14 protein-coding genes and 1 pseudogene are annotated in these 14,293 nt (G+C 58.2%); 5 read left to right on the forward strand and 10 right to left on the reverse strand.

The window, feature by feature from the left end; translation table 11 throughout:
* Window positions 1-157: 157 nt before the first annotated feature.
* Window positions 158-496 (reverse strand): annotated as a pseudogene (locus WB402_RS11560) (DUF2182 domain-containing protein); the annotation flags it as partial.
* 785 nt (window positions 497-1,281) lie between these two features.
* Between WB402_RS11560 and WB402_RS11565 the strand changes: the two are divergent.
* Window positions 1,282-1,692 (forward strand): DUF3568 family protein, encoded by a 411-nt coding sequence (locus WB402_RS11565; protein ID WP_424207999.1) that lies wholly within the window; start codon window positions 1,282-1,284, stop codon window positions 1,690-1,692.
* Between the two features lie 49 nt (window positions 1,693-1,741).
* On the opposite strand, the gene WB402_RS11570 is transcribed toward WB402_RS11565, so the two are convergent.
* Entirely contained in the window at window positions 1,742-1,990 is a 249-nt protein-coding gene (locus WB402_RS11570; RefSeq protein ID WP_424208001.1) for a helix-turn-helix domain-containing protein, read from the reverse strand.
* Between the two features lie 114 nt (window positions 1,991-2,104).
* Between WB402_RS11570 and WB402_RS11575 the strand changes: the two genes are divergently transcribed.
* Window positions 2,105-2,650: an eCIS core domain-containing protein gene (locus WB402_RS11575; RefSeq protein ID WP_424208003.1), complete on the forward strand. Its 546-nt coding sequence runs from the start codon at window positions 2,105-2,107 to the stop codon at window positions 2,648-2,650.
* Window positions 2,651-2,866: 216 nt separating this feature from the next.
* Here the strand turns inward: WB402_RS11575 and WB402_RS11580 are convergent, their stop codons facing one another.
* Both WB402_RS11580 and WB402_RS11585 read right to left on the reverse strand, forming a co-directional pair.
* Complete coding sequence (locus tag WB402_RS11580; protein ID WP_424208005.1) at window positions 2,867-3,328, reverse strand: VOC family protein; 462 nt, start codon at window positions 3,326-3,328, stop codon at window positions 2,867-2,869.
* A gap of 299 nt (window positions 3,329-3,627) precedes the next feature.
* Window positions 3,628-4,647 (reverse strand): AraC family transcriptional regulator, encoded by a 1,020-nt coding sequence (locus WB402_RS11585; RefSeq protein WP_424208007.1) that lies wholly within the window; start codon window positions 4,645-4,647, stop codon window positions 3,628-3,630.
* A gap of 132 nt (window positions 4,648-4,779) precedes the next feature.
* Here WB402_RS11585 and WB402_RS11590 point away from each other — a divergent pair, with 132 nt between their 5' ends.
* The 3 genes from WB402_RS11590 (at window position 4,780) to WB402_RS11600 (ending at window position 6,237) form a co-directional block, all read left to right on the forward strand.
* Window positions 4,780-5,214 carry a GFA family protein gene (locus tag WB402_RS11590; RefSeq protein WP_424208009.1) on the forward strand — a complete coding sequence of 145 codons (435 nt, stop codon included), beginning with the start codon at window positions 4,780-4,782 and terminating at the stop codon, window positions 5,212-5,214.
* A 187-nt stretch (window positions 5,215-5,401) separates the two neighbouring features.
* A complete protein-coding gene (locus WB402_RS11595; protein ID WP_424208010.1) occupies window positions 5,402-5,710 on the forward strand; it encodes a DUF1272 domain-containing protein in 309 nt (102 codons plus the stop codon).
* Between the two features lie 77 nt (window positions 5,711-5,787).
* Window positions 5,788-6,237: a GNAT family N-acetyltransferase gene (locus WB402_RS11600; RefSeq protein WP_424208012.1), complete on the forward strand. Its 450-nt coding sequence runs from the start codon at window positions 5,788-5,790 to the stop codon at window positions 6,235-6,237.
* Window positions 6,238-7,331: 1,094 nt separating this feature from the next.
* On the opposite strand, the gene WB402_RS11605 is transcribed toward WB402_RS11600, so the two are convergent.
* The 6 genes from WB402_RS11605 to WB402_RS11630 form a co-directional block, all read right to left on the reverse strand.
* On the reverse strand, window positions 7,332-8,084 hold the full coding sequence (locus WB402_RS11605; RefSeq protein ID WP_424208014.1) for an InlB B-repeat-containing protein: 753 nt from the start codon (window positions 8,082-8,084) through the stop codon (window positions 7,332-7,334).
* 395 nt (window positions 8,085-8,479) lie between these two features.
* Window positions 8,480-8,800 (reverse strand): PilZ domain-containing protein, encoded by a 321-nt coding sequence (locus tag WB402_RS11610; RefSeq protein WP_424208016.1) that lies wholly within the window; start codon window positions 8,798-8,800, stop codon window positions 8,480-8,482.
* A 213-nt stretch (window positions 8,801-9,013) separates the two neighbouring features.
* Window positions 9,014-10,171: a hypothetical protein gene (locus tag WB402_RS11615; protein ID WP_424208018.1), complete on the reverse strand. Its 1,158-nt coding sequence runs from the start codon at window positions 10,169-10,171 to the stop codon at window positions 9,014-9,016.
* 94 nt (window positions 10,172-10,265) lie between these two features.
* Window positions 10,266-12,269 carry a hypothetical protein gene (locus WB402_RS11620; protein WP_424208020.1) on the reverse strand — a complete coding sequence of 668 codons (2,004 nt, stop codon included), beginning with the start codon at window positions 12,267-12,269 and terminating at the stop codon, window positions 10,266-10,268.
* A gap of 762 nt (window positions 12,270-13,031) precedes the next feature.
* The gene (locus WB402_RS11625) at window positions 13,032-13,481 is read right to left on the reverse strand and encodes a hypothetical protein (RefSeq protein WP_424208022.1); all 450 of its coding nucleotides are present in this window, start codon (window positions 13,479-13,481) and stop codon (window positions 13,032-13,034) included.
* Window positions 13,482-13,840: 359 nt separating this feature from the next.
* Window positions 13,841-14,293: DUF4010 domain-containing protein (locus WB402_RS11630; protein ID WP_424208024.1), on the reverse strand; the 453-nt coding region annotated here is incomplete at its 5' end.

Consider the following 14,293-nt stretch of genomic DNA (forward strand, 5'->3'; position numbering starts at 1 on the left):
GTGTCGAGAATCGAGCCTGAGGTGTACCCGCTTCCCCGGACACGTGGTTAGGGAACAACAGTCTGCTCTTCATACCGCACCGGACTGACGTAGTCGAGCGTTTCGCAGAACCAATAGGGTCAGACTCGATTGAAACCGCACGACGCAGCACGATGCGTCATCCGAGCCCGGCTGCTCGCGCGATCAGAAACAACCCTGCCCCGACGACCACGGCCCCGGTGACTCGCGCGACGCGCTCACCGGCCGGTGCGAGACGTTCGACGGTGATGGCTGCCGTCACGACAGCCATTGCGCGCAGGTCCATGACCCCGAGACCCAAGAGGATCGCCGTCAGGCCGGCACAGCAGTAGCTGCAGTGGAGGCCGAGGCGCAGGCCGTGTCGCCAGGCCGTGCCGGCGTCCGCCGGCAACGTACGGCCGCCCCCCGGTGCCTCCCGGCAGCAGGCAAGGTGGTGTGCCTTCCACGCGGTGAACTGGAGCGCGCCGGCGATCAGTAGATTAAAGGGGCCAGGCTCGGATTATTAATGACCGCCATGTCAGGCGGGATCTTCGAAGTAAACATCCTTAAACACCAGCCTATCCCCGAGCTTTTCTTCCGCTGCTTTGGGGAAACCACAACGCTCGGCTAACTCCGTCGTGTCTTTAATAGGCGCCGAACAGTCGATCCCACAAGAAATCAGTGTCAGAGAATAATTGTTTCAAAATACAAGCGGTAATTGTTTTCTAACCCAATTATTTATTGATCGCTAAAAGTGCGATTTTCACTCTGCTCCATTTTTAAGCGCTTATACCGCGCTTGAGAAATGTCGGTGCATCCATACGCCGACTCGCAGGCGGCGTATATGATTTTTTCAACAGGCCTGACAGGGACTCGAAGATGACATGCGTAGTGCCATCCCGATACGGCGTCTGTGCCCGACCACGGAAAACGGCGCTTAACGGAAGCGTCGCTATGTATGGCACCGCACCGACAAGGTGTGGCGCTGGCGTGCAAGCTGTCGAACTTCAGCGACCCTCCATGCGCAATTAAGAACGAATCAACGAGTTCGTCTGGGGCCGGCTCAATTATTCGTTGCGGTGCCGGTCCGCGTGCACTCACTTGCGCACGTTCGATGAGAGATCGTGCTCGCGAAATAATTGAGCCTGGCTCCTTTAATTCAACGACCACCTGACCACGCTATGAAACGGCAATCGCAATGAATCACCAACGAGATCAACGAACCTTGTTTTTGCCCTCCGCTATTATGCAGCGAGGACACCGCTAACCCACGACACCATAGCAATGCATTCCGTCACCATCCGAATAATTGTCCTCGCGATCGCCGCCCTGCCTCTGGCTGGGTGCGAGTCGATCGCGATTAGCGCCCTCGGGGGCGGCACATCGGCCGGGGTATCCTACTCAATGGCCGGTAAAGTTTCCCGCACCTTCACCGCATCCCTGCCCAAGGTTCAGGCGGCCGCCCTGGCGGCACTCCAGCGCATGGATATCGATGTGCTCTCTATCGACAAGGTCAAGGGTGGGAAGGAGATCAACGCGAAATCCATCAACCGTACTATTTACATCAAGCTGGAGGAGATCAGCCCCAATGCCACACGCATGTCGGTAAGCGCCAAGTCCGGAATTTTCCGCTCCGACACCGCTACGGGTGCCGAGATACTTCTGCAGACCGACCGGGAAATGGGAGGGCCGTGAGTAATTAAAGGGCCCAGGCTCAATTTATTTTTTTGTGACTAGGTAAGCCTTAAGCCGTTGTCGACTTCTCGACCATAGGTTGGATCGCATCAGCGGCTGTGCCAGCGACATCCGCCTTATTACTACGGTTCTTTCGCCAGCCAGCCGGCGGCATTCCGAATTCGCACTTGAATGCCCGATTGAATGCCGCCTCCGAATCGTAGCCGACGTGCGCCGCGACGGCGGCGAGTGATTTGCTTCTGATCAGGTGAATGATTGCGCAAAGCCAGTGTTGCCCCAGTGCTACATACAGAATCAATTGTCTATGCCGTATTATGTTGCTGTATAAAGCAATAACTAGTTGTTACCTCCTTGTTACCTCCAAGTTTCGGCTGACATGGATGTCAATACTTTGTAAACAGGGAATAAAGACATGAAGACTCATCGGTTTGTTACTCGTTCTTTTCTTCTTGCGCTTGTCGGCACGATTAGCGTCGGCGCGCCCATGTCAGCCTTCGCTGAGAAATCGATTGAAGAAAGTGCAACTCAAGCAGTCAACGATCTTCTCGTACAGCAAGGTGCGCCGGTGCTTCAGGCGCTGATCGAGCGTTCACGGGATGATGCCGTGCGTGCCGGCGTGCTGCCGATTCCGGCGGAAATACGCCAACACCTCGTGGGCTTCATTCCCGATGTGGTACTTGATGCGGCCCGTTACCGGGTGCAGGGCGGGGATGATCTGACCCTGCAAGTCAATGCGATTCGTTATGGCGATTCCGCGGCCATTACGCTTGACCATGTCATCGTGTTCAAAAAACCCGAAGACGCGCTGCACAACCCCAAGCTCTGGGTGCATGAGTTGACGCACGTTGCTCAGTATCAGCGCTGGGGGATCCGCGACTTTTCTATTCGGTACCTTAGAAACTTTCAAGCCGTTGAGAAGGAAGCCTATGAGGCCGCAACTAGATACGGAGAATTATGAATCAATAGGGTCAGACTCGGTAGCTTGGTATTTATCGCTAACTTCAATTATTTCGATTTCACAGCCAGAAACGTCACTTCCCTCGTTCTTAAATTGACCCGGAAGGATTTCCGGGCAAAGAGAAACCGGCCGGTTTCCGCTTGGACCACGTCGGTGTCCGCGGTGGAGGAATCAAAGGAGCCAGGCTCAATTATTTCTCGCGAGCGAAGCCGACCATCAGCCGCTGGCGGTACTCATGGCGTTGCGCAATTCTTCCGGACTGACATCGCGGACGTGTGTGGCGATCGACCAATAATGACCGAAGGGGTCTTCGATCCGGCCATAACGGTCGCCCCAGAACATTTCGTCGACCTGCATGGTCATCTTCGCTCCCGCGGCAACGGCACGTTTGACGGTGGCGTCGGCATCCTCGACGTAGAGGTGGATCGTGACCGGCGAGCTCTTGAGCGACTTTGGTCCCAATGAGCCCAACTCCGTGAATTCGTCCGCCAGCATGATGTGTGAATCGCCGATGCGGATCGAAGCGAACATGAGCTTGCCGTCCGGCCCCGGCATACGCAACTCTTCCACGGCATCGAACGCCTTCTTGTAGAACTCGATGGCATCGGCGGCGCCGGCGCAAACCAGCTGTGGTGTCACCGTGTGCATCGAGTCTGGTATGGGCTTTACTTTTGGCATGATGGTTCCTCTTTGAAGAATTGTTGTCATTCGTGCTGGGTTATCCTTGCTCGTAAGGCTCGATATCTTTTGTAAATATTTGTTAAGTTCCAGCAATGGTTTGACTTTACTGTGGCGCGCTTGTTCCTCGACCATGCCAAATCAACCCTTGAGGGTGTAGGCAAATGCCCAGGTTTTGAGAGGCCGAATCCAGGAGATTATCGATGAACTCAGAGAAATGTCGATATCCCCCACTTAATGCCTGTGCGAGCATTACGGAATCGGTCGAGCGGAGCGAGTGTGCTATGTCGAACAGTTGTTCATTGTTGATGAACAATCGCAGGTGCGGGTGCGCCGGCGACATCCACCTTACTCCGGTTCTTTCGCCAGCCAGCCGGTGGCATGCCGAATTCGCGCTTGAATGCCCGATTGAATGCCGCCTCCGAATCGTAGCCGACTTGCTCCGCTACCGCGGCGAGTGATTTGCTCCCGATCAAAAGTTCCTGCGCCGCGATTTGCAGGCGCCACCGCGCCAGGTACTGCATGGGCGGCTGTCCCAGCAGGTCGGTGAACCGCTGCGCCAACGCCGAGCGCGATAAGCCCACCTTTCGCGCGAGCTCATCGACGGTCCAGGAATGGGCCGGCTGCGCGTGGAGCATCGATAGCGCACGCCCAACGAACCGGTCGCGCACTCCCGCCAGCCATCCCTTCCGGTCCGCCGGCAGGGCATCGATACAGCGGCGCACTGCCTCGACAAACAGCAGTTCAGACAGCCGGGCGAGGACGATCGCGCTGCCGGCGCGCCACTCCGCCGCCTCAGCGGCAGCGAATTGCAGCGATGACTCGAGCCATGCCGAGCGCGGATCGTTGCGCATGTCGACCTTGAAGATTCGTGGCAGCGCGGAAAGTATCGGGTTGCTCAGCGTCTCGTTGCAGGCCAGAAAACCGCACACGGTGCGCGTCGTCGTCCCGCCGCCCCCATAGGACAGCTTCATCACCTCGCCGGGCGCTGTCTCGATCTGACTGGCCAGCAGCGGCCCGAATGGCACGGGAGTGAGATCGGGGGCGCTGCCCATTATGTGCGTTTCCCCTTGCGGCACCACCAACAGTTCGCCGGCATTGACTTGAATGGCCGAGCCGGGGTCGGCAGCCAGTCGCGCCCAACAACTCCCTTCGGTGATGAGATGGAAGGACACCACGCGTTCCGATCGCGGCAGGTAGCCCGCGCAGAGGGCGCCATTCGTCTGGCCAATCACGCACCATGGCGCGGTGAATTCGCCATTGAGGTAGACCGCGCCGCCCAAACGCACGACGCGAAGGACGTCGGAAACGGCATCCATGAACAGCCTCCGTCAATTCCGGCGTCCTGCGCAAGAAATCTGGACGCCCGATCATTCATGAACATAACCAGCGCGGAGATACTAGCAGTCGCCAAAATCGGCAACAACACATCAGCACCAAGGAGGTGCATCATGAACAACGGAAAGACTTACCAAGGCAACTGTTTTTGCGGCACGGTTCAATTCACGGTCAGCGGCGAGCCAGCCGGAATGGGTTATTGCCATTGCGACTCGTGTCGAAGCTGGTCGGCAGGGCCGGTCAACGCCTTCACGTTATGGAAACCCGAAGCGGTGCAGATCACGCGGGGCGGAAACAACATCGGCACTTACAACAAGACGGACCGCAGTCATCGAAAATGGTGCAAAACCTGTGGCGGCCATCTCTTCACCGAGCATCCCGGCTGGGGACTCATCGACGTGTATGCCGCGGCCATTCCGGACTTTCCGTACCAGGCCGGCGTCCATGTCCACTATCAGGAGACGAAAATGCCCATAAAGGACGGGTTGCCGAAGATGAAGGACCTCCCGAAGGAAATGGGTGGCTCGGGCGTCAGCCTGGCGGAATAATGTATTGGGTTCTTCAAGCTACACTATCCCGGGCACCCATCTCCCGTTCGCCCTGAGCTTGTCGAAGGGTGAACGGGAGGTGCCGTAAATTGGAAGCAATTCATCCGTTCGTGGTTTGACAAGCCGGTCCTGAGCAAGCCGTTCGGTCTTCGACTGGCTCAGACCGAACGGCGTAAGAGGAAAAACAATGCTCGAACTTAGACCCACATGCGAACACTGCAATAAAGCATTGCCGCCCGACTCACTCGAAGCGCGCATTTGCACCTATGAATGCACGTTTTGCGCGACCTGTGTCGATAAGGTTTTGGGCAACGTCTGCCCGAACTGCGGTGGTGGTTTTGTTCCCAGATCCATCAGACCATCGAAGAATTGGAAGGGCGACAACTTCCTGGGCAAAGATCCTGCCAGCACCAGGATCAAACACAGGCCGGTTGATCCGGCAGCTCATACACAGTTCGCGGCCGCCATCAGGAACATACCGTCTGAGAAACGCTAGCGCGCGAAAATGAGTACGGCTAAAGATCCCATGAACTCGGATATTATAAAGTGTCGCTTATTACAAATGGATCAGATATGGAAATCAGTCTCTCAACGGACATTGATAGCATTTCATGGGAAGAACTGGCGCGCCTTTTCGAGCTGGCGCCATTGGGTAAAAAGCGTGACCCTGAAAAGTTAGAAATCGCGTTTCGGAACAGCCTGCTGAAGGTTTTTGCTTTTCATGACACCAAGCTGGTGGGCGCAGGACGGGCACTTTCTGATGGCGTGTGGCGCGTGGTAATTTACGATGTAGCAGTCCTGCCGGAGTACCAGGGAAAAGGTATTGGTAGCACGATCATCCGGCATCTTGTTCAATCGGCCAATGTCGAAGTCGTCATGCTGTATGCGGCACCGGGCAAGGAAGCGTTCTACGAAAGATTCGGATTCCGCAAAATGAAAACAGCCATGGCAATCATGCCCAATCCGGAAGAACGCCGGGAGAAGGGGTTTATCGAATCAGGCCCAACAACTCGCTCCCACTGACGTCGCCGCTAACGCGGCTTAACCGTTGAGCGTCTGCTCCTGGCCAATAGAAGTCCCTGACTCCATTTCCTGGCTCAGGACTTCGAGCTAATAACTTCGCATGCAGTCGGGCCAGCTCAGACCGAAACCATGAGTCACCAGACCTTGCGGATTTGATCCAAGGGCTCGTGGTCCGGGGCTTTTGACGCAGTTACGCAGTCGCTGCGTCACCACGGACTTGTCGGAACATGACCTGTTGATGGTGACAAAACAGCGGCAACATTATTTCAGTGAAAAAAAGCTCCCCTCCGAATACCGGGGGGAGCTATGAGATTTACAGATAAACTATCCAGTCGGCAGTATTATGTATTGTTACCGACTGCACAAGCGGCTAGTCAGGCTTTAAAAATAAAGTCAGTCTGTCCACCACCGCCAATCTTGGGGCAGGGTTGACCGCCACCTCCAATCCTGGGGCAGGGTTGACCGCCACCGCCGTTTATGATGTTTCGCATGATGTCCACCTCCCGTTTGGGTTATTGGTTACCCATCCATAGACCTACTGGTGATACAGTCTCTCGACCAGCTTCATCCTTGGCTATTACACTACTCCCGGCCGCGGGTCATGGCAACTGACTCTATACGGCAGCGGTCGGATACCATCTAAACTCCCGAAAAATAACAGCTTGCATTAAGTTTCTGCGTCAAGTAAGTCCGGCACCAATACGCCTCTCGGCGCCTGAAGGCGAGCGTTGAATGACCACTTCTGGCCGTTCTGTGAAGATCATACGACTGGATCAAACCGGTCGGCGGGGTCTTTTTTTGTCTTTGCGAATGTCCTGAATAATAGTGTACGCCTCAATATTATTGCGCAACAGTGCATTGTATCGCTGACCAATTGTATAGCGCGTGCGCAGAGTCATAGGCAAAGATTTGGAAACAAACAGCGTTGCCAGGACTGAGGCCAAGATCCTGGGCCTGATAGCTGACAGCAGGCGCAGTGGGATCAAAATTCGCGGTGACGATTGGCACGTCAGAGGCAAGGTTGGTGGCGGATGTGGAGGTTGACCCGTAATAAATGATGTAGCCTGAGACGGTCCTGGGATAGGGTGACCAAGTCACGGAATTGGCAATGTGCTGGCATCGATGGCCTCAAGCGCTCCTGGGGTTGCAGTGGAGCTGCGGCACTGGCCGGATAGATCAGTTGCAGCAAGGCCGCTGTCTGAGCATTGAATTGTGGTGTCCGGGGCAGACAGTGCGATGTTCTGGTTGAACGTGGCGGCCACGCTGCGTGCCGCGTTTATCGAGACCGTGCAACTCGCGCTGGTGCCGCTGCACGCCCCGATCCAGCCGGAGAAGCTGTAGCCGCTGGCCGCAGCGGCGGTCAGCGTGACGTTGGCGCCGCTCGCGTAACTGGCGCTGCAGCTCGTGCCGCAATTGATCCCGGCCGGCGAGGAGGTAACGGTGCCGGAGCCGGACTTGCTCACCGTCAAGGCGTAGTTGACCAAGGTGGATATGACGACGTTCTGGCTGAACGTCGCGGTGACTCTGCGTCTGTCCGTGATCGTGAGCTTGCAAGTGGCGCTCGTGCCGCTGCACGCCCCGCCCCAGCCGGAGAAGCTGTAGCCGCTGGCCGCAGCGGCGGTCAGTGTGACGCTGGTGCCGCTCGTGTAACGGGCTTTGCAAGTCGTGCCGCAGTTGATCCCGGCCGGCGAGGAGGTAACGGTGCCGGAGCCGATTTTGCTCACACCCAACCTTGCCGCATGGGCGTTGGCAGAAATCAGCAGAGAAACGCCGAGTAATATGGAAACCAGGGTAAAACGCGCGACGCGGCTGAAACGCGGCGCAAACGACAACGCACGTAATGTCAAAATCACATCCTCCCTATTGTCGAATCGGTAGACCGAAACTCGGTTCGACCGGAGCCGCAGGCTAACAGCGAATCTTTACGATTCGTCTCCTGCAGGTCTTCCTTTTATTTTTTGCGTCGTGGTTGAGGTCCACGATCGACACTCACTACGTGCACCGCTGAACTGACCAATTAATACTCGATCGCGCACGAAAAGAAAACTTTTCGCAGACTATTGGATTATCGAAGCGGATTAGCGGTGTGTCGGCGTTCTCAAGTTGACGCACGCGAGTGATTACGTGTGGCACGCGGGATCTGTGCTTGGCGAATTCCCAATCACGCCGCCACTGGTATCTGAAACAACGCGTGACAGTGGGATATCAGGAGAATCACCCAATGTGTGCCGAAAACGGTTATTTAAAGTTGCCCTGCCTGCAGATAGCGTTGCATGGCTTCGAGCGCACTGGCACCGAGTTCGCGGAACTTGATTGCCGTGCCGGCTGTTGTGACGCGCGACACTTGGGCCGGCAAGCGATAAGACGATCTGCCCTTGGCGGATGGCAGTGAAATGGCCAATTCGACCGGCACGTCGCGGGTCAGCGCCCCCCATCCCAAATCGAGCATGGCGCCCTGCAGGCTGAGATCATGGATCTTGCACAGGCGGTGGCCCTGTTCGTGAACAATCATCACTTCCTGATCCACCGGTTTGCGCGTCCCGGCGCGGCGCTCGAGGACCATTACGTACCCCCTGATTATTGCCAGAAGCTATATCAGCACTTTAAGGTTCTTCTCTTTACAAAAATGATTATACCCCTGAAGCGAATAGTGAAAAGGGGATACTACCTTGCGTTGCGATTGGAGCCCGGGACAAGCTGTGACAGTAGATTAAATAGAGGTCCCGGTTGAAGCCGCAACCCAAAGCAGCCATTCATCATAAAGAGAAGCACCAGGTCACCGGGCGGATTCCGTCAGGTCCTCCTCGACAAAACGCAGAATCGCCTCCATCAGCGCCTCGCGCGGATACGCATTCTGGGTCACGAACAACGAACCGATTGTGGCATGCGTTCTGGCGATCGGCACCGCGAGTGCCCAGTGGTCGGCGTTGACATAACCCATGAGGGTGCTTCCGGGCACGATCTGGTCATAGAAGATCACCTGGCTGTCGTTGCGCGCGTCGACGCGGGCAAGTTTATCGTAGCTCGATGTCAGAATTGACGAGATGCGGTCCGGCTGCGGGAAAGTGACGAGCGAGTAGTAGCGCAGTTCGCGAGGAAGCGGGTTCTGCGCCAGCCACTTCTTGCGCGTTGCGGGCCGCAGGCTGTCCACCGCGCCACCGTCGCCTGAGGAGCAGGTGGCGCCGGGAAAGTGCCGCAGCAGGTCAGCCTGGTACTGCTCGGCATCATTGGCAAGCGCCGACCCTCCGATTGCGCCGGCGGCACTGACCACCGCCGCCACGCGGCTGCGGATCTCCGGGTATGCAACCACCGCTTCGAGGATGTCGGGCGCGCCCTTCGAATAGCCGATGAGCACAAGGCGCGATGCTCCGGCCTCCGCTGGCATCGCCATGATCGCGTCGCGGATCTGGCGTGCATTATTCGCGGAACTCGACAGCGCGTCGACCTTGAGCTGCACCAGATCATACCCGAACTGGCGCACGTGCTGCGCTACGCTGCCGGGCGCCTGCAGCCACGGCTCGAAGCATTCGTATCCGATGCCGGCCACTATCGCGCCGATCAGGCGTCGTTTTGACAGGCCGAGGTCGACGGCCTTGCCGGTGCCGGCAGGTTCGCTACCGACGCGAGTCAACGCGTCCTCGCAGGGGCGGATGTCGGGAAGGTCGTGTGCCCGCGCCTCCAGCACCGCGCAGTAGATCTCACGAAAGCGCGCCCGCTTGTCCTGCACACTGGCCTCGGAAGCCGGAACGAGAATAAGCGGCGGTGTGTCAGCCGAGTAGGGGATCAATGGCTTTGTCGCGCATGCTCCGAGCGCGAGGCACCCCGCGACGGCCAACAATAAAATGCCGCTGCTATTCAACGACGCACGCGCGGCGCGGGGGCGTCGGGCAGCTACAGCTTCATGCGATCCGATGATCAAGTCACTTGCGTGCATTGTCATTCTCCTTGCGTACGGCCGACTCCCACCCGGTCAGATACGGCTCCCAATCATTGCTGCCTCCTGCTGATCAGGTGCTGGGTGTCCCGTGTCATTCGTAGTAGTAGCGCCAGTCGAACACCATTCGCAAGCCCAGTGAGTAGACGGTGCGCAAGCTCGGGGGTCGCGCCCCGGGCGGAGCTTCGACCGACTCGCCATTCGGAACATCCGCACCCGCGAACAGCTGGAAGAGAATCGTCGAGCTCTGATTGCTGGAATACGCGCGATACGGGCGATATTCGAGAATCGGGAGGTCGTAGAACACCGACTTGTAGTTCACCACCATTCCGGGGCCGCCCGGGGGATCGCTCGGCGCGGCCAGTTGATCCTGCCCGTTTACTCCGTACCACGCTACCCCGAGTTCGCGGCCGAGCACGAACTGGAAGCGGCCAATGGACGTGTTCCACGGCCGCTGCCACGGAATCAGACCGCCCTGGGCGGCGGTGACCGCCATCTGCGTGTACGCGGTGCGGTCTATCAGATACATCGGCGACAGGAAAAGGAGGTCACCCGGCACGAGATAGAACGGTATCCGGATCCGTGCAGAGGGCCCGTTGCGCGACGGAATCGCCGCACCGAGGCTACCGCTCAAGCCGCCCAAAACGGTCCCCTCCGCCTTGTTCGAAGACGGAGTTTCGGCGCGATAGCCGATCTGACCGAACACGAGGCCGTCACCCGAATCCCCCAGTGCACCCTCCAGCCCCAACCCGAAGCGAAATCCGATATCGAGTCCGCCGATGAGCCCGGAACTAGTCTCCGAAGGCACGAATCCACCATTGATGACGCGTCCATCGATCGTACCGGCCAATCCGGCGAATGTGCCCACCTCGCTCCTGGTTCGCGGGAGCGAACCCAGCCCGGGACCCAGTGCCGGTACGGGGGTATCCAGGAGCACTTCGGCGGTAGCGGGTCCGTATGTCCCGTGACCGCTGCCCACGCCGAGGCCACGGTCGGCAAAGGTCATGCTCTTGCAGATATCGAAGGCGTCCGGCTGGTCGGGCGCGCTGGGAATATATGGAAGGGTGTAGCCACGCGAGCGTCCCGTTGCCGTGTCAAGCATCTGCTCGATGCTTATCCGTACCCCCTTGGCGGCGAACTCCGCATCCTGTGGCCGCATGTGCGCGTCGCCCATCAGCACGGTCGTCTTGTCGCGCCCCTTCCAGGTGAACACCTCTAGGCCGTTCTCGTTGTAGAAGTCGTGCGTGCCCTTGCGCTGCGAGACGTCGCCCCAGCTGCCTGCCACGTGGCCGGCCGCATACATGTCCTCGAGAAAGTGCAGGGCGAACGCCTCGTCGAATAGCGCGGCGCGCGTCAGCGCCTTGCGCTCTTCCGGTGTGAGCTGCTCCTTGGGGAGCCGGCTCGCCTTCTGCAGCGCGCTGAGGTGAAACCAGACATAGACGCCGGCCGCGTTGAGATCGGATCCAGGTTTCAGTGCCACCATGGCGTACGCAAAGGGGTCGAGGTTCGTATCGGGACGGGGGAGCAGAAAATGCGCAAGGTTTGCATCAGCCCGGAACGCATACTGGGGATCCGCCCGTTGCAGTTGGGTGTCTGCAATGCGCAGCGCGTTCAAGCGCTCTGCCCGGTCCCTCTCGCTCGCGAATTGTCGCTTGGCGTCGGCGACGAAAGTCGAACTCCCCGCCGTCACATCGGGAGGAGCGGCGACCGGAATCTTCGCGAGATCCACCTTGAGCTGTGCGACGATATCGGCAACTCGGAGAATCCAGTCCGATGTGCGGACATTCTCGAGCATGTCCTGGCTCGAGCACGAGTGATCGCCGGCGATGCCCGACAGCGCGGCCCAGTCGATGCACGGCGGCGCAAGGCCCTGCGTGGTGTCCGCGCCCTGCGCGCAGAGGCGCTGCTCGTCGCCCGCTCGCGCCTCCTGCCAAAGACGGTCGAACACCGCTTTGCGTTCGGAGTCCAGGCCCTGCACGGCCAGGACCGCGATGTCGCGGTGCTCCGGATAGATCCATCCGAACGCCGAATCCGCAGCGCTCCAGGTCACAAGCGCCAGCAGCGCGCGCGACCACGAATTGAGTTTCGATTCAGACATCCTCCTCATCTTTCCCCCCAGTGCCACAGGACTCGCAGGACTCAGATGCGAAGCTTGTGAGGCAGAAGAGTTTTAAGCCGACCCATGGCGGTACGGTAACGGAAGACTTGCACGGAAAATTCGTTTCTCCCCAGGTGCACGCACCCGCTTGTTTCCTATGCGCCATTCCCACTCGCCGTATGCATTACTCGGCAGTCACTATTCGCGATGCGTCTCATGGGACGGCATAGCGTCATAGTATACTCTCCGTTGTCCAGAACGTTCGCCTGTCAACGTTAAGGCCTAATCTCACCGTAAAAAATCTTAATCATTATGAAAAAGTAGATGGTTCGAAATTGGCCTGACCGGCTCCTTCTTTTTTATGCCAAGTTGAATGTAATGTTTAACTTGGTGAAAGGAGTGATGTCCGCTTTCGGCCTATTGTGTTGAAAAACTCCATTTCGTACTGAATTGCTAAATCTACGAAGTATCTGATCTCGCGGTGCATTGACGGAGCGCTACGAGATGATGGGTCAACAGGGTGGCGGGCAGGATCGGCTGTTTTACGCATTCAACCTCGACACTCACGTTCCTCAAGATCACCTGCTGCGTGGCATAAGTCAGTTCCTCGATCTCAAGTAACTAGGGTCAAGTCTTGCATTGCAACATCAGTCTCACTGCTCATACACCGCGGCGTGGTTTTAGGTGCTGTGACGTACATCGAATATTTCATTGCACGACCTGGCCCCACTCTACCCTATGGTTTGGGAACGTAGCTGCTAGCTATTCAACAACCGAAAATTCGAAGAACGTCAACCCGTTCTCCTGTATCGCCTCATACTGGCCTTTACCCTGATCCGCAATGCGATAGCGCCGGTCAAGCTCGGCCTTCCCATCGTGCGAGGCGCCCGAGGCAAATGCTTCAGCCGCTTCGGAAGCGGGGAAGAAATTCGGATCAAGGCCCGGCGATAGCAGATAGTAGGCGCGGTCTTCGCGGTTCTCGACTTCAATCCAGACCGGTTGAATGGACTTCTTCGCGAGCGGCACTCCATACACTGTCACGCTCTCTTCGGCCGACAGCACAGCGGTCGATATGCGCACGTTGCCTTCAGTGCGCGTCACGGCCCGGCTCTTGTAGTCGATACTCGCTGTCGGCGGCGGAGTCGAGGCGCAGCCAGCAAGCGCAGCCGCCACGACAGCAACTGTCAGGACTCGCCTCGCAATCCGGTTCATACCGTAACCTCGTTACTCGAACTATGACAGATTTTCGTCACGCTTTCAGCCTTTAGCCTTGTTCTTCTCGCACGCTGTTCCGCGGGCCTGCGGCAATTCCGTTGATCGTCAGGTGGAGTGCCCGGCGCATGCGCGGGTCGTCATGGCGGCTTGGCCGGTAGCGGACGTTCAATTCTTGCCGAAGGATCAATAAAGCGGTGGGCCAAACTTTGAGAAAAGTACCGACAGAATTCAAGGGATCATGTCACGGCGGGAGCGTTAAATTCACCGTCCCGACGCCGCACCCGTATCCGTCATGAGATTGTCAGCGGTGCGCCAAGCCGGGCGTTTTTGTGTGCGCCGTACGGCGGCGTCGTGGGTCACATCAGCCAGATCGCGGTCAGGCCGACGGCGAGGATCGCCGCCGTGGCGAGCGAGAGCCGCTGTCGCAGCGGACGGCTGCCGAGCACCACGACCATGCCGTACTTCACCAGCGTATTGCTGAGCGCCGCGATAGAGATCGCGGCGGCAGCAATGATGAGATCGGCACTCTGGCGGGCGAATTCGGCCATCGACAGCGTGATGGCATCGACATCGGTGAGGCCGGCGACAGCAGCCACCACGTACATGCCTTCCACCGGCGCGTAGCGTTCGGTGAGTTTCACCACCAGCAGCACCAGCGCGAACACCAGGCCGAAGCGGGTGGCGGCGGCGAGGCTGAACGGATTCTTCACCCGCACTTCGCCGCTCGCCCCGACCGGCCGCGGGCGGCGGATGCCGTGCCAGTAGAAGGCACCGGCCAGCCCGGCCGCGGCCACGGCCATCGCCGTGAA

It is taken from the genome of Sulfuricaulis sp., from assembly GCF_049587675.1.
Lineage (GTDB): Bacteria > Pseudomonadota > Gammaproteobacteria > Acidiferrobacterales > Sulfurifustaceae > Sulfuricaulis.

Bases quoted from the DNA above. Each gene is read 5' to 3' on its own strand.
- WB402_RS11600 (WP_424208012.1), top strand. From the start codon at position 5,788: ATGGAAATCAGTCTCTCAACGGACATTGATAGCATTTCATGGGAAGAA.
- WB402_RS11610 (WP_424208016.1), bottom strand. From the start codon at position 8,800: ATGGTCCTCGAGCGCCGCGCCGGGACGCGCAAACCGGTGGATCAGGAA.
- WB402_RS11620 (WP_424208020.1), bottom strand. From the start codon at position 12,269: ATGTCTGAATCGAAACTCAATTCGTGGTCGCGCGCGCTGCTGGCGCTT.
- WB402_RS11625 (WP_424208022.1), bottom strand. From the start codon at position 13,481: ATGAACCGGATTGCGAGGCGAGTCCTGACAGTTGCTGTCGTGGCGGCT.
- WB402_RS11575 (WP_424208003.1), top strand. From the start codon at position 2,105: ATGAAGACTCATCGGTTTGTTACTCGTTCTTTTCTTCTTGCGCTTGTC.
- WB402_RS11590 (WP_424208009.1), top strand. From the start codon at position 4,780: ATGAACAACGGAAAGACTTACCAAGGCAACTGTTTTTGCGGCACGGTT.
- WB402_RS11595 (WP_424208010.1), top strand. From the start codon at position 5,402: ATGCTCGAACTTAGACCCACATGCGAACACTGCAATAAAGCATTGCCG.
- WB402_RS11585 (WP_424208007.1), bottom strand. From the start codon at position 4,647: ATGGATGCCGTTTCCGACGTCCTTCGCGTCGTGCGTTTGGGCGGCGCG.
- WB402_RS11615 (WP_424208018.1), bottom strand. From the start codon at position 10,171: ATGCACGCAAGTGACTTGATCATCGGATCGCATGAAGCTGTAGCTGCC.
- WB402_RS11565 (WP_424207999.1), top strand. From the start codon at position 1,282: ATGCATTCCGTCACCATCCGAATAATTGTCCTCGCGATCGCCGCCCTG.
- WB402_RS11580 (WP_424208005.1), bottom strand. From the start codon at position 3,328: ATGCCAAAAGTAAAGCCCATACCAGACTCGATGCACACGGTGACACCA.